The sequence below is a fragment of the Pseudomonas sp. genome (assembly GCF_051660785.1).
In the GTDB taxonomy this organism is placed as follows: domain Bacteria; phylum Pseudomonadota; class Gammaproteobacteria; order Pseudomonadales; family Pseudomonadaceae; genus Aquipseudomonas.
Genome location: NZ_JBOFQE010000052.1, coordinates 35,476 through 58,655 on the forward strand (window position 1 = coordinate 35,476; position 23,180 = coordinate 58,655).

A 23,180-nucleotide genomic window follows, 5' to 3' on the forward strand; every position below is an offset into this window, starting at 1 on the left:
AAGGATAGACGGCAATTGCAAGGACTCAGCTCAATATGGAGATGGTCCCAAGGTATTTCAAGGCGCGCGGCAGATTGTCGCAATCCAGGCTGTCCAGCCAGTGTAAATCAGCCCAACTGCGCAGCCAGGTGAACTGACGTTTTGCCAATTGGCGCGTGGCAATGATTCCACGCTCCTGCATCTCGGCTTGTGTCAGCTTGCCATCCAGGTAGTCCCAGACTTGTCGGTAGCCTACCGCACGTATAGACGGCAACCCTGAATGCAGGTCACTGCGTTTACGCAGGGCTACGACCTCGTCTATGAATCCCTGTTCCAACATAAGTGTGAATCTTTGTTTAATTCGTTCGTGCAATACCTGGCGATTTGCCGGAGCAATGGCCAAGTTCGCGACAGTATAGGGCAATTGTTGCAGTCCCGAAGCGGCTGCTTCAGTACTTTGCGCACTTTGTCTCAGTCGCAGCTCGGTCATGCTCTGACCGCTGACGCGATAAACTTCCAGCGCTCGACTGAGTCGCTGCGGATCGTTCGGATGAATCCGCGCCGCAGAGACCGGATCAATCAGCGCCAATTGTTCGTGCAGGGCTTGCCAGCCAAGGCGCGCAGCCTCTTCTTCGATCTGCGCACGAACGTCGGGATCGGCCGCCGGCATTTCTGCCAGCCCGTCGACCAAAGCCTTGTAGTAGAGCATCGTGCCGCCTACAAGCAGCGGAATTTTGCCTCGCGAAGTGATCTCGGCCATGGCTTCCAGCGCATCGCGACGGAAATCGGCGGCCGAATAGCTCTCCGCCGGGTCAAGAATATCGATCAGCCGGTGCGGAAACTCGGCCAGGATCTCTTTCGATGGTTTGGCGGTGCCGATGTCCATGCCGCGGTAAACCAGCGCCGAGTCAACGCTGATCAGCTCGCAAGGAAGGACTTTGGTCAGTTCGATGGCCAGATCCGTCTTGCCCGCTGCGGTCGGGCCCATCAGGAAAATCGCAGGTGGGAGCTGGCTCATCAGCGACCGCGCAAGAACAGTTTGTCCAGATCGTCCAGACCCAGCTGGGTCCAGGTCGGTCGGCCATGGTTGCATTGACCGCTGCGCTCGGTGTTTTCCATGTCGCGCAGCAAACCGTTCATTTCCGGCAGCGCCAGACGCCGATTCGCCCGAATCGCGCCGTGGCAGGCCATGGTGCCGAGGAGTTCGTTGAGATGCGCCTGGATGCGGTCACTGGTGCCGTATTCCATCAGATCGGCCAGAACATCGCTGACCAAGCGGTTGGCTTCGGCTTGCTTGAGCAGCGCCGGAATCTGCCGGATCGCCAGTGTTTCCGGACCGAGACGCTGCAGTTCAAAGCCCAGACGCTGGAACCATGCGACGTTCTCTTCAGCGCAATCGCCTTCGCGCTCACTCACTGCCAACGATTCCGGAACCAGTAGCGGCTGTCCGCTCAGGCCTTCGCTGGCCATGGCGATCTTCAAGCGCTCGTACATGATCCGCTCGTGGGCGGCGTGCATGTCCACCAGCACCAGGCCCTGAGCGTTTTCCGAAAGAATGTAGATGCCTTTGAGCTGCGCCAAGGCGTAACCCAGCGGTGGAATATCGTCTTGCCCGGCTGGAAGTGAAGCAGCGTTGGCTTCTGGCAGCGGCGCAAAAAACTCCTTGTACGCAGCCTGAGCCTCAGCCGCCGGCACGCCGGACTGAGGACGCGGCGTGTATTGATACTGATAACCCGCGCCAGCGCCCGAGCCTGCCGGCGTGTTGAACGACGGCTGTGCCTGCGGCTGCTCCAGCAACGCGTTGGCCGCCAGACGCATTTCACCCTGCGGGCCGAACTCGCCCGCATCGATACCGCTCGGCCGAACGATCGCTGTCACCACCGGCGCCGCCAGATGATCACCCGGACGCACATCGCCCAAGGCGCGGTGCAAGGTGCCGTAGAGGAAATCGTGAACCATGCGCCCGTCACGGAAGCGCACTTCGTGCTTGGTCGGGTGCACGTTGACGTCGACACCGGCCGGATCGACCTCGAAAAACAGCACGAACGTCGGGTGCCGACCATTGAACAGCACGTCGCGATACGCCTGGCGCACCGCGTGGGCCACCAATTTGTCGCGCACGGCCCGGCCGTTCACAAAGAAATACTGCAAGTCCGCCTGACTGCGGTTAAACGTCGGCAAACCTACCCAACCCCACAAATGCAGGCCGTTGCGCTCGATTTCGATCGGCAGCGCCTGCTCAAGGAAACCCGCACCGCAAATCGCCGCCACACGCCGGGCACGAGCCGCGTCGTCATGGGCTTCGTGCAGGCTGAGGATGGTTTTGCCGTTGTGACGCAGATGGAACGCCACGTCGAAACGCGCCAACGCCAGACGCTTGATCACTTCTTGCAGGTGATCGAATTCGGTTTTTTCGGTCTTGAGGAATTTGCGCCGTGCCGGGGTGTTGAAGAACAGGTCGCGCACTTCAACCGAAGTGCCCACCGGGTGGGCTGCGGGCTGAACGCGAGGCGCCATGTCCCGGCCTTCGGTCTCGACCTGCCAGGCCTGATCGGCATCCTTGGTGCGGGACGTCAGGGTCAAACGCGCCACGGAGCTGATCGAGGCGAGGGCTTCACCGCGAAACCCGAGGCTCATGACCTGCTCGAGGTCTTCGAGGTTGCGGATCTTGCTGGTGGCGTGTCGTGCCAGGGCTAGCGGCAAATCATCGGCAGAAATGCCGCTGCCGTCATCACGCACCCGCAGCAGCTTGACGCCGCCCAGCTCCACATCGACATCGATGCGCCGGGCGCCGGAGTCGAGGCTGTTCTCCAGCAATTCCTTGATCACCGAGGCCGGGCGTTCAACCACCTCTCCGGCGGCAATCTGGTTCGCCAGTCGCGGGCTGAGCAGCTCGATGCGAGCCGTGTTGGTCAGCACCTGGTTCATTCTTTGGACGCCAGTTCGGTGCCGGGAATGGTCAAGTGCTGACCGACCTTGAGCTCATCATTCGACAGTTTGTTAGCGCTGCGCAGCGTGGCCGCAGACACCTGATATCGCACGGCAATCATCGCCAGCGTCTCGCCGGGGCTCACCCGATGGTCACGCGGGCCTTGGGCGATCCCACCGGAATCACGCAGCCAGGCAATGTAGGTGCCCGGCGGTGGATTCTGCTGAAAAAACTGACGCACGCCGCTGCTGATCGAACGCGCCAGCGCCTGCTGGTGGTTCGCCGCAGCCAGCTTGGAGGCTTCGTTGGCGTTGGAGATGAACCCGGTTTCCACCAGGATCGACGGGATGTCCGGCGATTTCAGCACCATGAACCCGGCCTGTTCCACACGCTGTTTGTGCAGCGGCGTGACGCGTCCGATGTTGCTCAAGACTTTTTGGCCGACGTTCAGACTGGAGGTCAGGGAAGCGGTCATCGACAAGTCGAGGAGCACGCCCGCGAGCATGCGGTCTTTGTCGTCGAGGCTGACGTTGCCGGCACCGCCGATCAAGTCGGAACGGTTTTCGCTGTCGGCCAGCCAGCGGGCCGTCTCCGAGGTGGCGCCGCGGTCAGACAGGGCGAAAACCGACGCACCGAAGGCAGCGGCCGAAGGGGCGGCGTCGGCGTGGATCGAGACGAACAGGTCAGCGCCTTTTTTGCGGGCGATCTCGGTACGGCCGCGCAATGGAATGAAGTAGTCGCCGGTACGGGTCAGTTCGGCGCGGAAGCCTTTCATGCCGTTGACCTGGCGCTGCAATTCGCGGGCGATAGCCAGCACCACATCTTTCTCGCGCTGACCGCGAGAGCCCGAGGCGCCCGGGTCTTCGCCGCCGTGGCCGGCGTCGATCACCACGATGATGTCGCGCTTGCCGGCCGGTGCTGGCGGCAGCTTGACTGGTGGATCGACCGGGGTGACCGGCACCGGCGCGACCGTCGCAACGTTGGTCGGCGCCGGTATTGGCGCGGCATCGGCGGGATTATCGAACAAGTCGACCACCAGGCGATTGCCGTACTGGGCGTTTGGCGCCAGGGTAAAGCTTTTGGGTGTGACGGCTTTTTTCAGGTCGATGACCACCCGCAGATCAGTCGGCGTGCGTTGGGCCGAGCGCATGGCGGTGATTGGGCTATTGGCGCTGTTGACGTTCAGCGGTGCGCCGAGCGTGGCGCCATTGATGTCGATCACCAGCCGATCCGGGGCGGTCAGGGTGAACACGCTGTGCTGCACCGGCCCGGTCAAATCAAACACCAACCGTGTGTTGTCCGGCGCCCGCCACAGGCGAACGCTGTTGACCTTTGTCTCGGCCACAGCGTCGACGGTCACCGCCAAAAACAACATCCCTACGGCAGCTACCATTGCGCGAAAGCGCATACCTGACCCCATCATTTAATTGGTTTCCAATGCCAAAGCGGCACACCAGGACTCGCCGCGCGAGCCTTGGGACAAAATTTTCAGCGAACGCCCGCTGTCTTGCGGGCTAATGGTAATGGTCAGGTCGGGCTTTGGCAAAAAGCCTGCACCCTTCCGGGGCCATTCGATCAGGCACATCGCGTCGTCTTCGAAGTAATCGCGGATGCCGAGGTACTCCAACTCTTCAGGGTCAACCAGACGATAAAGGTCGAAATGGAAGGCCCGGATGTCGCCGATCTCGTAGGGCTCGACCAGGGTGAATGTAGGACTCTTTACTGCCCCGACATGCCCCAGGCCACGGATGATGCCCCGCGACAGCGTGGTTTTCCCCGCCCCCAGATCGCCCTCCAGAAATATCAGACCGTGCCCTTGGGTGGTTTGTGCGATACGTGCGCCAAATGCGGTCATCGCCTCTTCATCGGCCAGGTACAGGGTTACTTCAGACACGGTGCTTGCTCCTCCAACAACTGACGAATGGCCGGGATCAGATCACTGGCCGCCAGCCCACGGCCCCACTTACCTTCCTGCGCGCCGGCATTGGCGTGCAGCCAGACCGCCAGGCAGGCAGCGTCAAACGCTTCCATACCCTGGGCCAGTAACGCGCCGACCAGACCGGCCAGTACATCACCCAAACCCGCGGTGGCCATGGCCGGATGCCCCTGATGACACAACGACAGGCGCCCGTCGGGGCTGGCGATGAGACTGCCGGCGCCCTTGAGAATCACGATAGCTGTATATTTTTTGCTCAATGCGTGAGCAGCGGCCGGGCGATCAGCCTGAACCTCGGAGGTGCTTATCCCCAGCAACCGCGCAGCTTCACCGGGATGTGGCGTGATCACACAGTCCTTGGGCAAACTCACGTGATTTGAAGCCAGCAAATTCAACGCATCGGCGTCCCAGACTTGCGGCAGCTGCGCGTTGGCTGCTGCCGACAATAGACTGCGCCCCCAAGAAGCCTGACCCAGGCCTGGCCCAACCACCAGTACGGAAACCTTTTGAAGCAATCCCATCAGTTGATTGGCCGAGGAAGTCCCCAACACCATCACTTCCGGGATTCTCGCCAACGCTGCAGACACATGCTCACTGCGCGTAGCCACCGACACCATGCCCGCACCACTGCGCAGCGCACTTTGTGCGCTCAGCAGAATGGCGCCGCCGACACCCAGGTCACCACCGATCAGCAAGACGTGGCCGAATTTGCCTTTATGGGAAGTTGGCGCGCGGGCTGCCAAACGCGGCAAGTTACCGGCTGTCAGGCGCCGAGCATCAATGTCGACCCCGTTAAACGACTCGGGGGCGGCTTGCAGATCGTTGAACACCAACTCGCCGACCACATCCGCAGCGTCGCCCGTGAACAACCCCAGTTTCAAGCCAATAAAGGTGACTGTCAGATCCGCACGAACAGCCCCACCGAGCAAGCGCCCGGTATCGGCGCACAAACCCGAAGGGATATCCACCGCCGCCACCGGCAGGCCACTGGCATTGATCTTTGCGATCACGCTGGCGTAGGGTTCGCGCACTTCGCCCGTCAAACCGGTGCCGAGCAAGGCGTCCAGCACAACACCCCGCAATTCGGATTGCGCGCTCCAACCCTGAACGGCAACGCCTTCAGAGAGTGCCTCGGCGTGGGCCCGTGCCGCATCACCCTGCAAGCGTTGGGGATCACCCGCCGCCAACACCCGCACATGCCAACCGGCACGCCGGGCCAGCATCGCTACCAGATAACCATCACCCGCGTTATTGCCATGACCGGCGACCACGCTCAGTTCATTCGCCGACGGCCACTGGCGGACCAGCGCACGCCAGGTCGCCCGCGCTGCACGCTGCATCAATTCGAAGCCCGGGGTGCCGGCCGCGATCAGGTTCGCATCGAGGGCTCGCACGTGCGCGGCGCTATACAGCGCGTCGGGTAAATCATCTTTAGTGTGCGGCATGCGTCTTCGGGCTCCGATGTCTGGCAGAATTATACGCACCTCAGCTCCGGTTTCTCTCGCCTCATGCCCGCTATTACCACAGACCTGCCCGCCCTCGCCCAATCCATCAAGGACTGGGGCCGCGAGCTGGGCTTTCAGCAAGTCGGCATCAGCGGCCTGGACCTGGCCGAGCATGAGCAGCACCTGGAGCGCTGGCTGGCGGCCGGCTACCACGGCGAAATGGAGTACATGGGCGCCCACGGCAGCAAACGCTCACACCCGGAAGAACTCGTGCCCGGCACCTTGCGCGTGGTTTCCCTGCGCATGGACTACCTGCCGGGCGACACCGAAATGGCCAAACGCCTGGCCCAACCGGAAAAAGCCTACGTATCCCGTTATGCCTTGGGCCGCGATTACCACAAATTGATCCGTAAACGTGTGCAACAACTGGCAGAAAAAATTCAGGCAGTGATCGGGCCGTTCGGCTACCGCGCCTTCGTCGACAGCGCACCGGTGCTGGAAAAGGCCATTGCGGAAAAGGCCGGCCTTGGATGGATCGGCAAAAACACCCTGGTCTTGAATCGCAAGGCCGGCAGTTACTTCTTCCTCAGTGAACTCTTTGTTGATCTGCCGTTGCCCGTGGACCCGCCCCACAGCACCGAACATTGCGGCCGCTGCACGGCGTGCCTGGACATTTGTCCGACCAACGCCTTTGTCGGCCCCTATGTGCTGGACGCCCGGCGCTGCATTTCCTACCTGACCATCGAATTGAAAAGCGCAATCCCCGAAGACTTGCGCCCGCTGATCGGCAACCGGGTGTTCGGCTGCGATGATTGCCAGATCGTCTGCCCGTGGAACCGCTTCGCCCGCCCGTCCGGCGAAAGCGACTTCAAGCCACGGCACAACCTGGACAACGCCGAACTGGCCGAACTGTTCATGTGGGATGAGGACAAGTTCCTCAGCAGCACCGAAGGTTCACCGCTGCGACGCGCGGGTTACGAGCGTTGGTTGCGCAATCTGGCGGTAGGGCTGGGGAACGCGCCGTCGAGCATTCCGGTGCTGGAAGCGTTGAAGGCGCGCCGCGAGTATCCGTCAGAATTGGTTCGTGAACACGTCGAGTGGGCACTGAAACAACACGGACTCCTGTAGCAGCTGCCGAAGGCTGCGTTCGGTTCGGGCCGCGTTCGGACGGAGCAGTCGTCATCCTGCAAGCGAGTCCTGCGGCCTCGAACGCAGCCTTCGGCAGCTGCTACAGGGACCGTGCGTAAATCAGGCCTCGTCGTTGTAGACGAACTTCGGCATTTCCCAGTGGAAACGAATCGCCAGCAACCGCAGCAGGAAACCGCCAAACAGCGTGATCAAAATCGCCTGCTCGCCAGGTAATTGCAGGTAGATGCAGAGCATGTAGCACCACGCCGCGGCGAACGAGACGCTGGCATAGAGTTCGCGACGGAAGATCAGCGGGATGTCGTTGCAGAAGATGTCGCGCAGGATGCCGCCGAACACCCCGGTGATCACACCGCTGACCGACGCCACCAGCATGCCGTGGCCCATTTCCAGAGCGGTCATGCAGCCGATCAGGGTAAACGCCACCAGACCCACGGCGTCGAGCACCAGAAACAGTGAGCGCAGGTGGCGCATCCAGCGCGCAGCGAAAACGGTGAACATCGCCGCGATCGAGGTCAGCACCAGGTATTCCGGGTGTTTGACCCAGGTCAGCGGGTAGTGACCGAGCAGCACGTCCCGCACCGAACCGCCGCCGAGCGCCGTGATGCACGCGATCAGCACCACACCAAACCAGTCCATGCCGCGACGGCCGGCAGACAAGGCACCGGTCATGGCTTCGGCGGTGATGGCGATCAGGTAAAGCATCAGCAACATGGTGGCGGTCCTTGCAGGAAGGCGCGCAGTCTAGCCATTTAGTTGCGGCACCAAAAGAGGGCGGCAGCAAGGACCGCGGACCTGTGGCGAGGGGATTTATCCCCGTTCGGCTGCGAAGCAGTCGTAAAACCATTACCTGCGGTACGCCTGATACACCGCGGTTGCCGGTTTTGGGACCGCTACGCGATCCAACGGGGATAAATCCCCTCGCCACAAAAGCTCTCGCCACCAATTAGAACTTGATGAAATGCTTGCGGTAGTGCTGCAGCTCGGCGATGGATTCGCGGATGTCGTCCAGGGCGAGGTGGGTGCTGCCCTTCTTGAAGCTGTCGCGCACGTCCGGCGCCCAGCGTGCGGCCAGCTCTTTGAGCGTCGACACGTCAAGGTTGCGGTAGTGGAAGAAGCTTTCCAGGGATTTCATGTGGGTATAAAGGAAGCGACGGTCCTGGCAGATGCTGTTGCCACAGATCGGCGACTTGCCCTTCGGCACCCATTGTTCCAGGAAAGCGATGGTCTCGGCCTCGGCTTCAGCCATGCTGATGCGGCTTTCGCGAACTCGTTGGGTCAGGCCCGAGCCGCCGTGTTGACGGGTGTTCCACTCATCCATGCCGGCGAGGATCTCGTCGCTGTGGTGGATGGCGATCACCGGACCTTCGGCCAAGGTGTTCAGGTCACTGTCGGTAACGATGGTGGCCATCTCGATGATGACGTCGGTATCAGGGTTCAGACCGGTCATTTCCAGGTCGATCCAGATCAGATTCTGCGGGTTTTGCATATGTCGGCTCCTAGGCAATGCTGCGCAGTTTAGCCTAGGGCGGCGCCCGGGCGTGCTAAACTCGCGGCCGTTTTACCTAATCGCTGCATTCTTGATACGGAACACCCATGGCCAAACGCCAACTCAATCGTCGTCAAAACTGGCGCATCGAAAAGATCCAAGGCGAACGCGCTGCCCGCGCCGCCAAACGCGAGTCCTCGGCTGTCGAGGCACTTGAGGGTGGCGACCTGGGTCCGGAACAGACCGGCCTGGTGATCGCGCACTTCGGTGTGCAGGTCGAAGTCGAAGCGCTCGATGGCGATTTGGCCGGCCAGGTGTTCCGCTGTCACTTGCGCGCCAACCTGCCTGCGCTGGTGACCGGTGATCAGGTGGTCTGGCGTGCCGGCAACCAGGGCATCGGCGTGATCGTGGCGCAACTGCCGCGTAAAACCGAACTCTGCCGTCCGGACAGTCGTGGCCAGCTCAAACCTGTAGCGGCCAACGTCGACATGATCGTCATCGTCTTCGCCCCGCTGCCCGAGCCGCACGCGAACCTGATCGACCGTTACCTGGTCGCTGCCGAGCACGCGGGTATTCGTCCGCTGCTGTTGCTCAACAAGTTCGACCTGATCGACGAGCAGAACGCTCCGGCGCTGAATGCCTTGCTGGCGGTTTACCGCACGCTGGGTTACCCGGTGCTGGAAGTGTCGGCGCACCACGGCAACGGCATGGAGCAACTGCAGAAGCAACTGGACGGACGCATCAGCGTCTTCGTCGGCCAGTCCGGCGTCGGCAAGTCCTCGCTGGTCAACAGCCTGCTGCCGGAAGTCGAAGCCCGTGTCGGTCCGCTGTCCGAGCTGTCCGGCCAGGGCACCCACACCACCACCACCGCGCGGTTGTTCCACTTCCCCGGTGGCGGTGAGTTGATCGACTCCCCGGGCATCCGCGAATTCGGCCTCGGCCACGTCAGCCGCGCCGACGTCGAAGCCGGTTTCATCGAGTTCAACGACCTGATCGGCACCTGCCGCTTCCGCGACTGCAAACACGACCGCGAACCGGGTTGCGCCCTGCTCAAGGCCCTGGAAGAAGGCCGCGTGCAGCAGCAACGGATGAACAGCTATCGCTCGATCATCGCCAGCCTGCCCGAAACCAGCTACTAAACAGACACTCCAGCCGCTCCGATGCAGACGGGGCGGCTGGTTGTTTGATCGCACTACAAATCCCCACGCCAATTAAACGTCAGACAGTTCTGTAGGGCATTTGCGCGCCCGCTTGAAGGATCCGTCTCTTTAACCGCGCAGGTCTTGTTGCGGCCATCCAAGTGCATACATTCAAGCCCTCTTCGCATTCCGGCGAAACCGAGGGATATCCATGCAAACCTATCATTTGTTCATCAGCCACTCGTGGAGTTATCCCCACGCCCACGACAACCTCGTGCGGCTGCTCAACGCCAAAGCCGGCTTCACATTCAAAAATTTTTCGGTGCCGACGGACAACCCGATCATCGGAGCGCAGACCGATAAACAACTGGAAACCGCCATCGAAAACAAGATTCGGCCGTGCTCGGCGGTCCTGATCATGGCGGGCATGTATTCCACCTACAGCAAGTGGATCAACAAGGAAATCGAGATCGCCCGGCGCATGGGCAAGGTGATCATTGCGGTCAAACCGTTTGGTGCAGAGCGGATTTCTACCGTAGTACGCGAGGCAGCACATGCTGAGTGCGCCTGGAACACCAACAGCATCATCAGTGCCATTCGCACTCACGCGGCGGGTTGAACCATGCGCAAGGGATTGTTCATCGGGATCAACCATTACGCCCACGTCTCCCCATTGAGCGGATGCAATAACGACGCGATGGCCATGGCCTCGGTACTGGAGCGTCACGCCAACGGAAGGCCGAACTTCAGCAGCAAGGTCCTGACCTCGGCAGAAGAGAACCTCACTCATACGAACCTGAAACAGCAGATCCAGAGTCTTTTTTCCGGTGATTGCGATGTAGCACTGTTGTACTTCGCCGGCCATGGCCAGTTTGATACCAGCATCGACGAAGGCCTGCTGATCCCACAGGATTTCGGGCACGGCGTTGAAGGCATTCGCATAAGCGATATCTTGAACTGGGCAGAAAACGCCACTCACATCAAAAACAAAATCATCATTCTCGATTGTTGCCAGGCCGGTGCGGCAGCCGCTATGCGCGGGTTGCGCGGTGGCAGCAGCGTGATAAGTGAAGGCATGACCATTCTCACCGCCTGCAAGAAAGATCAGGTAGCGCTCGAAGGTAGGGGCCACGGAGTGTTTACCGACCTGTTGCTGCAGGCGCTGCACGGAGGGGCCGCCAATGTGCTCGGCAAGGTAACGCCCGGCAGCGTGTATTCGTTCGTCGACAATGCACTGGGAGCATGGGAACAACGGCCGGTGTTCAAGACCAACGTCTCGCAATTCGTGCCGTTACGCGAAGTCACGCCGCTGATCGCCGAAGAAACCCTGCGAAAACTCAAGGACTGGTTCCCGGAGCCCAGCCACGTCTTCGCGCTGGACCCAAGCTACGAACCGACCGAACCCACGTTCGATTCTGACAACGGCGACATCTTCAAGCAGCTACAAAAGTGCAACCGACACAGCCTGATCGAACCGGTGGACGCCGAGCACATGTATTACGCCGCCCTGAATTCCACCGGCTGCCGCCTCACCGCCCTCGGTGCCTATTACCGCGAACTCGCGATCAAGGAACATTTCTGATGCCAGTGTTTATCAGCTACCGCCACACCGATCGAGTCCAGGCGATGTCCATCAATGCGCGCCTGAAACTGGCGAACATAAAAACCTACCTCGATGTGCTGGATGCCGAATCGCAGACTACTGACGACATTACCGGTGTGATTACCCGCAACATCACCGACTGTACCCATCTACTCGCCGTTGTTTCGGAGAAAACCGCGCAGTCCTGGTGGGTACCGTTCGAAATTGGTGAGGCGACCATTAGCAACAGACGGATCTGCTCCTACAGGATCGGCCCCAGCGCTTTGCCGCTGTACCTCGACAAATGGCCGAAATTGAGCAGCGATGCCGACCTCAATTTTTTTATCGACGCCTATCGGGAAGAAGTGGTTTCCAAACGCTCGGTTATTCTCGATTCGATCAATGAGTCCACGCGCAAAATCTACAAACAGAATGCCGAACTGTTTCATGACCAGCTCAAAAACCGCATCCGTCGCGGCTTCTGAACAGACACAAAAAAGCCGCGATCATCTCGCGGCTTTTTAGTGGGTCACTGCTTCGGCGGTTCCGCCGGTTTCGGTGCCGGGTCTTCGAAGATATTCAGTCGCTCGCGAAGCTCATGGGCCGGCAGCGGTTGTTTATCCGCCGGCAATGCGTTCGGATCGACCGGCGTGGTCGGCACTTCGCCCGGGCCGCCCTGCCCTTGCGCTGGCTCAGGCGCAGGTTCAGCACCTTGCGAACCTTCGATGGCGCGCTGGGCCTTTTTGGTCAGCACCACGATGTCGATCCGACGGTTGACCGGGTTGAACGGATTATCGCGGTCGAACAGCGCCGACGAGGCATAGCCCACCACCCGCGCCACTTGTTGATCCGGGTAGCTGCCGGCGACCAGCGCACGGCGGGCGGCGTTGGCACGGTTGGCCGAGAGTTCCCAGTTGCCGAAGTCACCGGTGCCGGAGTATGGCTTGGCATCGGTGTGGCCGCTGATGCTGATTTTGTTCGGCACCGCTTTGATGGTGTCGGCCATGGCCAGCAGGATGTCTTCGAAATACGGTTTCAGACGCGCTGAGCCTGAGTCGAACATCGGCCGGTTTTCCGCGTCCATGATCTGGATGCGCAAGCCGTCCTGAGTGATCTCGAACAGGATCTGGTCCTTGAATTTCTGCAGCTGCGGATTTTCATCGACCTTGTTCTGCAACTCTTGCAGCAACAGTTCCAGGCGTTCCTTCTCGACCTGTTCGGCCATGCCTTCGACCTGTTCGGTGTCGACGGTGACGCGGTCGGGCTGCGGCTGAGACTTCACCTCGGGATTGAGGGTGTTCTCCGGCGCCAGGGTCGGAGAGCCGCCCAGATCGATGATGTATGGCGTGCCGCTTTCGGTAAAGCCGACCGGGTCCTTGAAGTAACCGGCGATGGCAATCTTCTGTTCCGGCGTCGCGGTGGACAGCAGCCACAGCACGAGGAAGAACGCCATCATCGCCGTCGCGAAGTCAGCGAAGGCGATTTTCCAGGAGCCCCCGTGATGCCCGCCCGCGTACTTTTTGACGCGCTTGATGATTATCGGCTGGTTATTTTCCATGACTTAGCGACCGCGAACCGCTTGTTCCAGCTCAGCGAAGCTAGGACGGTGCGCCGGGTACAGAACCTTGCGGCCGAATTCCACCGCCAGCGATGGCGGCATGCCGGAAGCCGAAGCCACCAGCGAGGCCTTGATGGCTTCGTAGACGTTCAGTTCTTCCTTGGCTTCGTGGGCCAGGGCGTGGGCCAGCGGGCCAAAGAAACCGTAGGCGGCGAGAATACCGAAGAAGGTACCCACCAGTGCCGCACCCACGTGGACGCCGATCATTTTCTGATCACTTTCACCCAGGGAAGCCATGGTCACCACGATACCCAACACGGCCGCGACGATACCGAAACCAGGCATGGCATCGGCGATGCCGTTCACGGCGTGGGACGGGTGATCGAGGTCTTCCTTGAGGCTGGTCAGCTCCATGTCGAACAGGCCTTCAAGCTCGTGGGGAGCCATGTTGCCGGAGGACATGATGCGCAGGTAATCGCAGATGTACGCGGTCATGCGGTCATCTTTCAGGACTGCCGGGTACTTGGCGAAGATCGGGCTCGCAGCAGCATCTTCGATGTCGCCTTCGATCGCCATCATGCCTTCGCGGCGGCTCTTGTTGAGGATCTCGTAGATCAGGCCCAGCACTTCCAGATAGAACGTATGGTTGAAGCGCGAGCTGAACATTCCCAGGGCTTTCTTGAGAACGTGTTTGAACATGTGACCAGGGTTGGCCTGCAGGAATGCACCGAGGGCCGCGCCACCGATAATCATCACCTCGAAAGGTTGAATCAGGGCGGCAATTTTGCCGTGGGAGAGCACGTATCCGCCGAGCACGCTCGCGAATACGACGATGATGCCGATTAATTTAGCCATAGGTAGGAGAGCACTTACTGAGTCGGGTTCAAGGTCATATTCGGAAGTTAAAAAATCTCTTCTTCTACTTATCGGCAAAACTGCGCCAGACTATAGCCAGTTCAAGCGAAAAGCTAATTTAGCCCTCTGTGGGCACAGGTAATGCAGACGATGATCACGTCCAACCATGGCTAACGAAACGAACACCCCAACCCCGAAACCAACGACGATTGAAGGCTGGGTCAAGCTTCTCGATGGCGTGCGCCTGCCGGTGCCGCAAGACAGTCACGACCGTGTGTGCAAGGCCCTCGCCGACAACCGCAGCTCGCTTCGTGACATCGCCGAATTGTTGCAGGACAGCCCGGCCCTGGCCTTGAGCGTGATTCGCGAAGCCAATCGCCACACCCACGGCAGCATGACCGAGCCTGCTGAAAACCTTGAGGTGGCGATCAATCGTCTCGGGTTGAAACGCACCGAAGAATTGCTCGCCCGATTGCCTGCCGAACCCCAATCACAGATACCGGTGGCGTTGCGTCAGTTGCAGCTGATCAGCCAGCACGCGACCCAACAGGCCAACGGCTTTTTTGCCGGTCGCCTGGCGCGTCTGTGGCAAGACATCCATTGGGGCAGCCTGTTGTTTCTATCGCCGCTCTGGCCGATGGCGTTGACTCATCCACAGTTGCTCGAAGAGTGGGAGTTGCGGGTCATTCATAAAGGCGAGTCAGCACGCCAGGTCGAGAAGCAATTGTTCGGCGTTCGCTTGCTGGACATCTGCCAGGCACTGGTGGATGTCTGGCGCCTGCCGATCTGGGTGCAGCAAGGTTATCGACTGTTGCTCAACGAACAGCGAGAACTGGTCAAAGTCCTGCGCATTGCCCGTGACAGCGAGCATCCCTTGCGCCAGCAAAACCGTCTCGATGACGATCCGACCCTGCGTCGCTGGCTCAACCAGCCGGCCAATACTGTGCTGCTGGCCAATGGTCTGGCACTGTCGGCGCAACACGCCTGGGACAGTCCGCACAGTGAGCGCTGGCAGTACCTGACCAGCCTTTATCTGCAAATGCCGATGAACGACGTGCAGCAACAGCTGCATCAACAAGCGGTCAACAGTGCGCATCAGCACGCCATGCCGGACATCTGGCACCCCGCCGCATCGCTGATCTGGCCCTCTGGCATGAACCGTATTCACGCCGGTTTGCTGCCGGCACCTGCGCCAACCACCGAAGACCTCACGGCATGGCGTAAACAATGCGCCGAACTGCTGGTCGAGCCGAGCCGCTTCACCAATGCCATGCACTTGACCACGTCCGCGCGGGACGCGCTCGTCGCGTGCGGCATGCGTCGGGTAATGATTTTGATGGCCGACCGCTCGCACGCCAATTTGCGTGCGCATCAAACGGCCGGGCTGGAGAAAGAAGCGGCGGGCCTGAACCTGGCCGTCAGTCAGAGCACCGTGCTGCAACGGCTGCTCTCACAACAGGCCCAGTTGCGATTGACCCCGATCAACAACGCCCAGTTCTCGGCCTTGTTACCTGCCAGCCTGCGCGCGCAGTTTCGCGGCGAACACTTGCTGCTGCGCTCACTGGTCAATAATGGTCGGGTGATCATGGTGGTGGTTGCGGATCAGGGCGGCGGGCCGTTTTCGGAAATCACCGTGCAAGCCTTTGGCAAAACCGCGCAGTGCATCGAGAAAGCCCTTCACAGCTTTAGCCTGCGCGGCCAATAAGGCTGCGCTACAATCCTCCCCTTTGTGCTCTGGAGACCTCACATGTCTGACTTCTCTGGCTTGGCGCTGGTCATCGAGCCGAGCGACTTACTCCCTCGCCTCGAGTCCCGCGAACTGATTCTGGTGGACCTGACCAGCAGCGCCCGCTATGCCGAAGGGCATATTCCCGGTGCGCGCTTTGTCGACCCCAAGCGTACGCAACTCGGTCAGGCGCCTGCGCCGGGTCTGATGCCGCCGCAAGCGGCGCTCGAAACGTTATTCGGTGAGTTGGGGCACAACCCCGATGCGGTCTACGTGGTGTACGACGACGAAGGCGGTGGCTGGGCCGGGCGTTTTATCTGGCTACTGGATGTCATCGGCCATAAAAAATATCACTACATCGACGGTGGCCTGACGTCCTGGCTGGCAGAAGGCATGCCCATGTCGATCCAGATCCCGGCACCCGTTGGCGGCCCGGTTGCGTTGACCCTGCACGACGAACCCACCGCCACCCGCGAATACCTGCAGTGCCGTCTCGGCGCCGCCGACCTGGCGATATGGGATGCGCGCGGCCCGCTGGAGTACTCTGGCGAAAAAGTGCTGGCAGCCAAGGCCGGGCACATTCCCGGCGCGGTGAATTTCGAGTGGACGGCGGGCATGGATCAGTCGCGCAACCTGCGCATCCGCACGGACATGCCGCAGATTCTCGAACAACTCGGCATCACGAAAGACAAAGAAATCATCACCCACTGCCAGACTCACCATCGCTCTGGCTTCACCTATCTAGTAGCCAAATCCCTCGGTTATCCGCGGGTCAAAGGCTACGCCGGCTCTTGGGGCGAATGGGGCAACCACCCCGACACGCCCGTAGAGATTTAAGGTTTTTAAGGACAGTTAATGAATAAGCGTCTGTTTATCCTCAGCCAATACCTGCTGCCTCACCACTTGCTCTCGCGACTGGCCGGCTGCATTGCCGAATGCCGCGTGCGCTGGTTCAAGAACGCCTTTACCGCCTGGTTCGCCAAGCGTTATCAGGTGGACATGTCCCAGGCGCTGGTCGAAGACCTGACCGCTTACGAGCACTTCAACGCGTTCTTCACCCGCGCCTTGAAAGACGGCGCTCGTCCACTGGACGAAACCCCGGGCGCGATCCTCAGCCCGGCCGACGGCGCGGTCAGCCAGCTCGGCCCGATCGAGCACGGCCGCGTGTTCCAGGCCAAGGGCCACAGCTTCAGCGTGCTGGAATTGCTGGGCGGTGACGCCGCCAATGCTGCGCCGTTCATGGGCGGCGATTTCGCGACGATTTACCTGTCGCCAAAAGACTACCACCGCGTGCACATGCCACTGGCCGGCACCCTGCGCGAGATGGTCTACATCCCGGGCCGGATTTTCTCGGTCAACCAGACCACCGCCGAAAACGTGCCGGAGCTGTTCGCCCGCAACGAGCGTGTGGCGTGCATTTTCGACACCGAGCGCGGGCCGATGGCCGTGGTGCTGGTGGGCGCGATGATCGTGGCTTCGATTGAAACCGTGTGGGCCGGTCTGGTGACGCCGCCGAAACGCGAGCTGAAAACCTTCCGTTACGACGAAGCCGCCCGCGCGCCGATCCACCTGGAAAAGGGTGCGGAACTGGGTCGCTTCAAACTGGGTTCGACCGCGGTCGTGCTGTTCGGGCCGGATCAAGTGAAATGGGCTGAAGGGCTTGGCGCCCTGTCGCCTGTGCAAATGGGCCAGGCGCTGGGCCTGCCAACAGCCTGATCTGGCTAATCCGCCCCGTCGAACGTCTTCGAAGGGGCGGACATTTCGGTAGCGCCGTTACTCTATCTGTCCACGGAAACCGATCGGCCCTTCGTTGGCGTAGGTATTGGTGCCACTGAGGTTTTTCCCTCCATCGCTGGAGGTGACGCTCAACGCGACAACGTTCTGATTATCACGGCCGCCGATGACCCATTTGCCACCCGGATGCCACGGAGCGTCGTTGCCGCCCCACTGATTTTCCACGTTGTACTGGTTCTGGCCCGTGCGCTGAGCCTTGAAGCCAATGGGACCTTCACCCGCGTAAGTCATGGTGCCGCTGAAGCTCTTCCCGCCATCGCCCGATTTGATCTCGATCGCGACCACGTTCTGGTTGTCCCGCGCACCTAACACCCAGTCTCCGCCCGGATGCCAGGGTGCCGAACTACCGCCCCATTGATTTGCCACTACGTATTTAGACATGAACCTCATCTCCTTGAAGTTACAAGAGACCTGCCCTGCGTAGGCAGCAGGCCGTACGACCGTGCGTATCCAGTCGCACGTGTGTCAGATTAGTAGTACAACCGAGTCGCACTTGGCTGACAGACAAACGGTCGACATCCACAGGTGCTACAGTCAGGTCATTCACTGCCCATTTTCCGGTTGGAGTTTTCCACGGCATGAATGAGACCAGTCCTCACCTGCTGCTACGTGCACCGATCCCGACGCAATTGCGCCTTTCGTTCTGCGAACCCACGCCACGCGACCTCAAGCGCTGGATCGCCAACCTGCCCAAAGCCAACATCGGCGAAACCGCCCGCCTGCTCTACCAAGGCTTGAGCGAGCTCAACCAACTGCTCACCCCCAGTGACAATCGCCTTCAAATGCTGGAGTTGTTGCGACCCGAGGTGTATTTCGTCTGCAAACACCTGGAACGGCATTTTCTGCATCAATCAATTGTGCTCGACGAGCGTTCGCGCAAGATCGCCAATCTCTGCCAGGCATTGCAAAGTCACCTGGCGATTGGCTACAAACAGATTGTCGTGCGCATTACCCCGCGCTTCAGCAAGGATCGAGCACCGCTGCTGGCCCTGGCGTTGCAGCGGGCGATCCATTGCCTGAACGGCCCGCTGATTCGCTCTACCCAGCTGTATTGCCCGGTACCGGAAGGGCTGTGGCTGGAGCTGCATCAGCTGTATCGGATCGCCTGCGCACACAAACTGCAGCACCTGAGCCTGCGCGATGAACTGGCCAGCCAGACGAAAACCCTGAGCATCGAACAGACTTACGTGACCGCCCTTCTGTTGGGCGCCGCACGCTGCAATCAACTGCGCCAGAGCCAGATCGCCCGCCTTGCCGAGGTGCTGGAGCCCTGGAGCCAATGGATCAAGTTGCAATCGGTCAAACCCGCCGACGGGTTGTTTGCCGTCGCGCCGGACCTCGACACCGGGCCGCGTTATCGCTCGAAGTTCAGGGCCGAGCAGCAGGACAGTTTGCTGGGAATTGATCCGCAGCCACTGGTCGCCGTCATCGAAGCGCATTTGCAAGGCAATATTGGCACGCCGCCGCTGCCGGTACCGACCGGGCTCAGCCTGGATACGCTGCAACACTTGCACGCTGCCTGGGGCCAGGCGGCCGAGCGCAGTTTTCAACGCACCGTGGGCCAAGGCACGTTGACCTTGTGCGTGGGCATGAGCGCGCTGCACTTCTATCTGGGTGGGCAACGTTCGTTCAGCGATATTCTGAAACACCCCGGCACCCGACTCGCACAATTCACAGCAACGGCCCCGTCAGGGCGCGAGAGCGATCAATGGAGCAAGGCGTTCGACGCAGCTCCCCACGCCACCGCCGACGCGTTGCTGCCCTACGAAGAAATTGAATACCCGCAACTTGAGAGCGATGACAGTAAAGAGGCCGCCGACAGCAATCGGCATTTCCCGATCTACGCATTGCCAGTCATCAATCACAGCCCGGGCGGCTATTGCCTTGCCTGGCCTGGCGCAGTGCCGGCAGAGTTACAGGCTGGCGAAATGGTCGGGATCGAGGACTCCGCCAATCAGGGCTGGAGTATCGCGGTGGTGCGCTGGATTCGTCAGGTGCGAGGCGGCGGTACGCAAATGGGGATTGAACAGGTCGCGCCTTATGCCGAGCCTTGCGGGCTGCAACTGGTCCGGGCGCGGGACGATCACAGCCAGTATTTGCGTGGCCTGTTGTTGCCGGAAATCAGCGCCATCGACCTGCCCGCCACCGTGCTCGCCCCACGCCTGCCCTTTCAGGAAGGCAGCAAAGTACTGATCAACACCAACGGCCAGGAACGCCGGGCCGGGCTGGATCGGCGGGTGGCGAGCACCAACAGCTTCAATCAGTTTGCGTATCGCTCGCTGGAGGCGAGCAGGAACGACAACGCCGCGGGAAGCGGCGTTGAGGAAGATTTTGATTCGTTGTGGAAGTCGCTTTGACGGTAAACCCGATACCTGTGGCGAGGGAGCTTGCTCCCGCCAGGACTGCATAGCAGTCCTTTTTCGGGGCCGCTTCGCAGCCCAGCGGGACGGTGCGGCGATCCGACAAGCTCCCTCGCCACAAGAGCCTTTCAGCCTTGGGGAGGCTCAGAGCTGCCCGTCACGATCCCGAAAGCCCAGCAGGTACAGCACGCCATCCAGCCCAAGGGTGGAAATCGCCTGCTTCGCCGACTGTTTCACCAGCGGTTTGGCCCTGAACGCCACGCCCAGACCGGCAATCGCCAGCATCGGCAAATCGTTGGCACCGTCGCCGACCGCAATGGTCTGCTCCAGGCGCAAACCTTCCTTATGCGCCAGTTCCTTCAGCAGATCCGCCTTGCGCTGCGCGTCGACAATCGGCTCGACCGCCACGCCGGTGACCTTGCCGTCGACCACTTCCAGCTCGTTGGCAAATACATAGTCGATGCCCAGCTTGGCCTGCAATTGCTTGGCGAAGTAGGTGAAGCCGCCAGACAGGATTGCGGTCTTGTAACCCAAACGCTTGAGTTCGGCGAACAGCGTTTCGGCACCTTCAGTCAGGCGCAACGAAGCACCGATAGAGTCCAGCACGCTGACGTCCAGCCCCTTGAGCAAGGCCAGGCGTTCCTTGAAGCTCGCGCGAAAATCCAGTTCACCGGCCATCGCTCGCTCGGTGATTTCAGATACCTGATCGCCCACGCCCGCGGCTTTGGCCAGCTCGTCGATGACTTCGGCCTCGATCAGCGTCGAGTCCATGTCGAACACCGCCAGGCGGCGGTTACGGCGGAACAGCGAATCTTCCTGAAAGGCGATGTCGACGTTCAGTTCCTGGGCGACGCTGAGGAATTCGGCCCGCAGCGCTTGCGGATCAGCCGCCTCGCCACGCACAGAAAACTCGATGCAGCCCTTGCCCTTATCGGCCGGGGTGTCGAGCGGCATGCGCCCGGACAGGCGATCGATGTGATCGATGTTCAGGCCATATTTGGCGGTGATCGAACTCACGGCCTGCAATTGCCCGGCGGTCACTTTGCGGGTCAATAGCGTCACGATGTGGCGTTTTTTGCCCTGGTTGCCGACCCACTGCTGGTAATCCTCTTCGGACACCGGGGTGAAACGCACCTGCTGATCGAGCTCGTAACCCTTGAACAGGATGTCCTTGAGCACCGACTTGCCTTGCTCGGTATCAGGAATTTCAACCAGGATGCCGAACGACAGGGTGTCGTGGATCACCGCCTGACCGATGTCGAGAATGTTCACACCACCCTGGGCCAGAACGCCGGTAATGGCCGCAGTCAGACCCGGACGGTCGACTCCCGTGATGTTTATCAGGACGATTTCGCGCAAGGCGCACCCCCGCAAGTGGAAAAAAACCGCATTCTACCCACTTTCAGTGACCATCGGGCACCGTGAGCGCTTTGCCGGTCTAGGGCCTGTCGCTATACTGCGCGTCAACTTCACGGACAAAAGAGCCGAGCTCAAGTGAACCGGCCCACGCCAGTTAAAACAGATAACTTCTTTCTGCTGATCTTCCGTGCACTGCGCCACCGCCGTGTACCGATTGCATTGCGCATCGCCAGCCATAACGTGATCCTGGTCGCTCTGGCCCTGGTGATCTACGCCTGTGTGATGGGTTTGCAGTTCAAGCAGGCCATGCACGAGCAGGCCGATGCGCTGGGCGAAAGCCTGACCACGCAGACCGCCACCTCCGCCACGGAGCTGCTGGTGTCCAACGACATCCTCAGCCTCAACGTGCTCCTCAACAACCTGACCAAAAACAAGTTGGTGGCCCACGCCGCCATCTACAGTGTGGATAACCGCATCCTCGCCGAAGCCGGTCAGCGTCCCAAGCACAGCCTGTTGGGCGAAGCCGAGGGCATGTACCAGAGCAAGATCACCTTCCAGGACGTGACCGCCGGGCAACTGCGCATCAGCCTGGACATGGATCAGTTCCAGCAGCCGATGACCATCAGCCTGCAAAGCATGGGCATTTTGAGTGCGATCCTGCTGGCCTTGTCCCTGGCCTTGAGCCTGCGCCTGGGTCGACACATCTCCACGCCGTTGCTGCAACTGCGTGTGTGGCTGCGCAATATCGACGAATACACCCCGGCCACCGAGCGCCAGGACGAGATCGGCGACCTGGCCCGTCAGCTGCACGCCAATTTCGCGCCGGAGCCGGCCGAACCGGAACCTGCACCTGAGCCGGAATACGACGAAAGCGAGTACGAAGACGCCGACGACAACGAGCCGACTTTCGAAGTGCGCAACCTGCGTGATCCGAGTTTCGATGAAAGCAAACCGGTTGCCGGCCTCAAGCCTGCGCCGCGGCGCAGTGTCAGCACCGTTGAGGACGACGATGATGATGATGCGTTTGCCGATTTGCGTGATGAATCGGCCGCCGTTGCCCCTAAGCCGCTAGCAAAACCGGTGGTCTCGAACGTGCCCCAGCACAGCGCCGTCCTGGCCGTGCAACTGGGTGCCCAGGATCAACTGCGTCGCCTGCCCCGAGCGCGCCTGGAAGAGCTGCTCAAACGCTACCGCGATTGCCTCGATCAGGCCGCTTCGCTCTATGAAGGCGAACTGCATAGCCTGAACGATGGCAGCACGCTGATGGTGTTCCACACCGAAGACAGCGGCGACGACTACCTGACCAATGCGATCTGCTGCGGCGAGCTGTTGCGAGCGCTGGGCCATCAATTGCAGATCGAAGTCGCGGACAGCGGCATCACCCTGCAATTGCAGCTGGGCCTGACGCTGGGCGACGAGTTGTTCGGCTTGAGCCAGATCGACCTGCTGCTGACCGAAACAGCGCAGGACGCATTGGCCTTGTCGCAACACAGCCGCAACCTGCTGCTGGTGGAGCGCAAGATCAGTGACGACGCGCTGATCCGCCAACGTGCGCGAATCCGGCCGATTGCCAGCCCTGAGGGGGCTTGCTGTGTGGAGCGGTTGATGGAGCCTTATCCGTCGATGCTTGAGCGGCAACTGGCGCGGATGCATGAGCGCCGGGCGTAAGACTTAAGCCCTGCTGTAAAGAAGCCCGCAGATGAGTGATTGTCTGCGGGTTTTTTGTTGCCTGTTCTGGCCCCATCGCCAGCAGGCTGGCTCCCACATTGGATCTGTGGCGTATACATGTCCCCTGTGGGAGCCAGCCTGCTGGCGATGGGGCCGAAACAGGCAATGGAGATACCACCTCGCAGAAACAACAAAGCCCGCATCACTGCGGGCTT

At 60.6% G+C, this 23,180-nt stretch carries 21 protein-coding genes; 10 read left to right on the top strand and 11 right to left on the bottom strand.

From position 1 onward, the window contains the following. Positions 1–25: 25 nt before the first annotated feature. The 5 genes from miaA to ACRC4F_RS12240 are packed head-to-tail and all read right to left on the bottom strand — an operon-like array spanning position 26 to position 6,289. Positions 26–997: a tRNA (adenosine(37)-N6)-dimethylallyltransferase MiaA gene (miaA, locus tag ACRC4F_RS12220; RefSeq protein ID WP_438659561.1), complete on the bottom strand. Its 972-nt coding sequence runs from the start codon at positions 995–997 to the stop codon at positions 26–28. Continuing rightward, entirely contained in the window at positions 997–2,907 is a 1,911-nt protein-coding gene (gene mutL, locus ACRC4F_RS12225; RefSeq protein ID WP_438659533.1) for a DNA mismatch repair endonuclease MutL, read from the bottom strand. Before mutL ends, miaA begins: the two co-directional genes overlap by 1 nt. Continuing rightward, positions 2,904–4,283, bottom strand: a complete 1,380-nt coding sequence (locus tag ACRC4F_RS12230; RefSeq protein ID WP_438659562.1) for an N-acetylmuramoyl-L-alanine amidase — start codon at positions 4,281–4,283, stop codon at positions 2,904–2,906. Before ACRC4F_RS12230 ends, mutL begins: the two co-directional genes overlap by 4 nt. A gap of 48 nt (positions 4,284–4,331) precedes the next feature. After that, positions 4,332–4,802, bottom strand: coding sequence for a tRNA (adenosine(37)-N6)-threonylcarbamoyltransferase complex ATPase subunit type 1 TsaE (gene tsaE / locus ACRC4F_RS12235; protein ID WP_438659534.1), 471 nt, complete (start codon positions 4,800–4,802; stop codon positions 4,332–4,334). Then, entirely contained in the window at positions 4,790–6,289 is a 1,500-nt protein-coding gene (locus ACRC4F_RS12240; RefSeq protein WP_438659535.1) for an NAD(P)H-hydrate dehydratase, read from the bottom strand. The genes tsaE and ACRC4F_RS12240 overlap by 13 nt, the downstream gene beginning before the upstream one ends. A 63-nt stretch (positions 6,290–6,352) precedes the next feature. On the opposite strand from ACRC4F_RS12240, the gene queG reads away from it, so the two are divergent. After that, complete coding sequence (queG, locus tag ACRC4F_RS12245) at positions 6,353–7,417, top strand: tRNA epoxyqueuosine(34) reductase QueG (protein ID WP_438659536.1); 1,065 nt, start codon at positions 6,353–6,355, stop codon at positions 7,415–7,417. 120 nt (positions 7,418–7,537) lie between these two features. Here the strand turns inward: queG and ACRC4F_RS12250 are convergent, their stop codons facing one another. Together ACRC4F_RS12250 and orn are read right to left on the bottom strand one after the other, a co-directional pair. Further along, a complete protein-coding gene (locus ACRC4F_RS12250) occupies positions 7,538–8,149 on the bottom strand; it encodes a trimeric intracellular cation channel family protein (protein ID WP_007945604.1) in 612 nt (203 codons plus the stop codon). A 232-nt stretch (positions 8,150–8,381) separates the two neighbouring features. After that, positions 8,382–8,924, bottom strand: coding sequence for an oligoribonuclease (gene orn, locus ACRC4F_RS12255; RefSeq protein ID WP_438659537.1), 543 nt, complete (start codon positions 8,922–8,924; stop codon positions 8,382–8,384). A gap of 107 nt (positions 8,925–9,031) precedes the next feature. On the opposite strand from orn, the gene rsgA reads away from it, so the two are divergent. From rsgA to ACRC4F_RS12275, 4 genes are all read left to right on the top strand, one after another. Beyond that, the gene (gene rsgA, locus ACRC4F_RS12260; RefSeq protein WP_046056847.1) at positions 9,032–10,063 is read left to right on the top strand and encodes a small ribosomal subunit biogenesis GTPase RsgA; all 1,032 of its coding nucleotides are present in this window, start codon (positions 9,032–9,034) and stop codon (positions 10,061–10,063) included. Between the two features lie 211 nt (positions 10,064–10,274). Then, positions 10,275–10,682: a TIR domain-containing protein gene (locus tag ACRC4F_RS12265; protein WP_438659538.1), complete on the top strand. Its 408-nt coding sequence runs from the start codon at positions 10,275–10,277 to the stop codon at positions 10,680–10,682. A gap of 3 nt (positions 10,683–10,685) precedes the next feature. After that, positions 10,686–11,645, top strand: coding sequence for a caspase family protein (locus tag ACRC4F_RS12270; protein ID WP_438659539.1), 960 nt, complete (start codon positions 10,686–10,688; stop codon positions 11,643–11,645). Beyond that, on the top strand, positions 11,645–12,130 hold the full coding sequence (locus ACRC4F_RS12275) for a toll/interleukin-1 receptor domain-containing protein (RefSeq protein WP_438659540.1): 486 nt from the start codon (positions 11,645–11,647) through the stop codon (positions 12,128–12,130). The genes ACRC4F_RS12270 and ACRC4F_RS12275 overlap by 1 nt, the downstream gene beginning before the upstream one ends. A gap of 44 nt (positions 12,131–12,174) precedes the next feature. Here ACRC4F_RS12275 and motB read toward each other — a convergent pair whose 3' ends face one another. Continuing rightward, the gene (gene motB / locus ACRC4F_RS12280; protein ID WP_438659541.1) at positions 12,175–13,203 is read right to left on the bottom strand and encodes a flagellar motor protein MotB; all 1,029 of its coding nucleotides are present in this window, start codon (positions 13,201–13,203) and stop codon (positions 12,175–12,177) included. Positions 13,204–13,206: 3 nt separating this feature from the next. Continuing rightward, on the bottom strand, positions 13,207–14,058 hold the full coding sequence (motA, locus tag ACRC4F_RS12285) for a flagellar motor stator protein MotA (protein WP_438659542.1): 852 nt from the start codon (positions 14,056–14,058) through the stop codon (positions 13,207–13,209). 166 nt (positions 14,059–14,224) lie between these two features. Between motA and ACRC4F_RS12290 the strand changes: the two genes are divergently transcribed. The 3 genes from ACRC4F_RS12290 to asd are packed head-to-tail and all read left to right on the top strand — an operon-like array spanning position 14,225 to position 17,500. Further along, positions 14,225–15,763 (top strand): HDOD domain-containing protein, encoded by a 1,539-nt coding sequence (locus tag ACRC4F_RS12290; protein ID WP_438659543.1) that lies wholly within the window; start codon positions 14,225–14,227, stop codon positions 15,761–15,763. A gap of 42 nt (positions 15,764–15,805) precedes the next feature. Further along, positions 15,806–16,621: a rhodanese-like domain-containing protein gene (locus ACRC4F_RS12295; protein WP_438659544.1), complete on the top strand. Its 816-nt coding sequence runs from the start codon at positions 15,806–15,808 to the stop codon at positions 16,619–16,621. Positions 16,622–16,639: 18 nt separating this feature from the next. Then, entirely contained in the window at positions 16,640–17,500 is an 861-nt protein-coding gene (gene asd / locus ACRC4F_RS12300) for an archaetidylserine decarboxylase (RefSeq protein WP_083375180.1), read from the top strand. 57 nt (positions 17,501–17,557) lie between these two features. Here asd and ACRC4F_RS12305 read toward each other — a convergent pair whose 3' ends face one another. Further along, on the bottom strand, positions 17,558–17,959 hold the full coding sequence (locus ACRC4F_RS12305) for a lectin OAA family protein (protein ID WP_438659545.1): 402 nt from the start codon (positions 17,957–17,959) through the stop codon (positions 17,558–17,560). A gap of 197 nt (positions 17,960–18,156) precedes the next feature. Here ACRC4F_RS12305 and ACRC4F_RS12310 point away from each other — a divergent pair, with 197 nt between their 5' ends. Continuing rightward, positions 18,157–19,935 (top strand): molecular chaperone, encoded by a 1,779-nt coding sequence (locus tag ACRC4F_RS12310; protein ID WP_438659546.1) that lies wholly within the window; start codon positions 18,157–18,159, stop codon positions 19,933–19,935. Between the two features lie 147 nt (positions 19,936–20,082). On the opposite strand, the gene serB is transcribed toward ACRC4F_RS12310, so the two are convergent. Further along, entirely contained in the window at positions 20,083–21,297 is a 1,215-nt protein-coding gene (gene serB, locus ACRC4F_RS12315) for a phosphoserine phosphatase SerB (RefSeq protein ID WP_054053330.1), read from the bottom strand. 135 nt (positions 21,298–21,432) lie between these two features. Between serB and ACRC4F_RS12320 the strand changes: the two genes are divergently transcribed. Next, positions 21,433–22,965 carry an AhpA/YtjB family protein gene (locus tag ACRC4F_RS12320; RefSeq protein ID WP_438659547.1) on the top strand — a complete coding sequence of 511 codons (1,533 nt, stop codon included), beginning with the start codon at positions 21,433–21,435 and terminating at the stop codon, positions 22,963–22,965. The last annotated feature ends 215 nt before the right edge of the window (positions 22,966–23,180 follow it).

Bases quoted from the DNA above. Each gene is read 5' to 3' on its own strand.
- miaA (WP_438659561.1), bottom strand. From the start codon at position 997: ATGAGCCAGCTCCCACCTGCGATTTTCCTGATGGGCCCGACCGCAGCG.
- mutL (WP_438659533.1), bottom strand. From the start codon at position 2,907: ATGAACCAGGTGCTGACCAACACGGCTCGCATCGAGCTGCTCAGCCCG.
- ACRC4F_RS12230 (WP_438659562.1), bottom strand. From the start codon at position 4,283: ATGTTGTTTTTGGCGGTGACCGTCGACGCTGTGGCCGAGACAAAGGTC.
- ACRC4F_RS12240 (WP_438659535.1), bottom strand. From the start codon at position 6,289: ATGCCGCACACTAAAGATGATTTACCCGACGCGCTGTATAGCGCCGCG.
- queG (WP_438659536.1), top strand. From the start codon at position 6,353: ATGCCCGCTATTACCACAGACCTGCCCGCCCTCGCCCAATCCATCAAG.
- ACRC4F_RS12250 (WP_007945604.1), bottom strand. From the start codon at position 8,149: ATGTTGCTGATGCTTTACCTGATCGCCATCACCGCCGAAGCCATGACC.
- orn (WP_438659537.1), bottom strand. From the start codon at position 8,924: ATGCAAAACCCGCAGAATCTGATCTGGATCGACCTGGAAATGACCGGT.
- rsgA (WP_046056847.1), top strand. From the start codon at position 9,032: ATGGCCAAACGCCAACTCAATCGTCGTCAAAACTGGCGCATCGAAAAG.
- ACRC4F_RS12265 (WP_438659538.1), top strand. From the start codon at position 10,275: ATGCAAACCTATCATTTGTTCATCAGCCACTCGTGGAGTTATCCCCAC.
- ACRC4F_RS12270 (WP_438659539.1), top strand. From the start codon at position 10,686: ATGCGCAAGGGATTGTTCATCGGGATCAACCATTACGCCCACGTCTCC.
- ACRC4F_RS12275 (WP_438659540.1), top strand. From the start codon at position 11,645: ATGCCAGTGTTTATCAGCTACCGCCACACCGATCGAGTCCAGGCGATG.
- motB (WP_438659541.1), bottom strand. From the start codon at position 13,203: ATGGAAAATAACCAGCCGATAATCATCAAGCGCGTCAAAAAGTACGCG.
- motA (WP_438659542.1), bottom strand. From the start codon at position 14,058: ATGGCTAAATTAATCGGCATCATCGTCGTATTCGCGAGCGTGCTCGGC.
- ACRC4F_RS12290 (WP_438659543.1), top strand. From the start codon at position 14,225: ATGGCTAACGAAACGAACACCCCAACCCCGAAACCAACGACGATTGAA.
- ACRC4F_RS12295 (WP_438659544.1), top strand. From the start codon at position 15,806: ATGTCTGACTTCTCTGGCTTGGCGCTGGTCATCGAGCCGAGCGACTTA.
- asd (WP_083375180.1), top strand. From the start codon at position 16,640: ATGAATAAGCGTCTGTTTATCCTCAGCCAATACCTGCTGCCTCACCAC.
- ACRC4F_RS12305 (WP_438659545.1), bottom strand. From the start codon at position 17,959: ATGTCTAAATACGTAGTGGCAAATCAATGGGGCGGTAGTTCGGCACCC.
- ACRC4F_RS12310 (WP_438659546.1), top strand. From the start codon at position 18,157: ATGAATGAGACCAGTCCTCACCTGCTGCTACGTGCACCGATCCCGACG.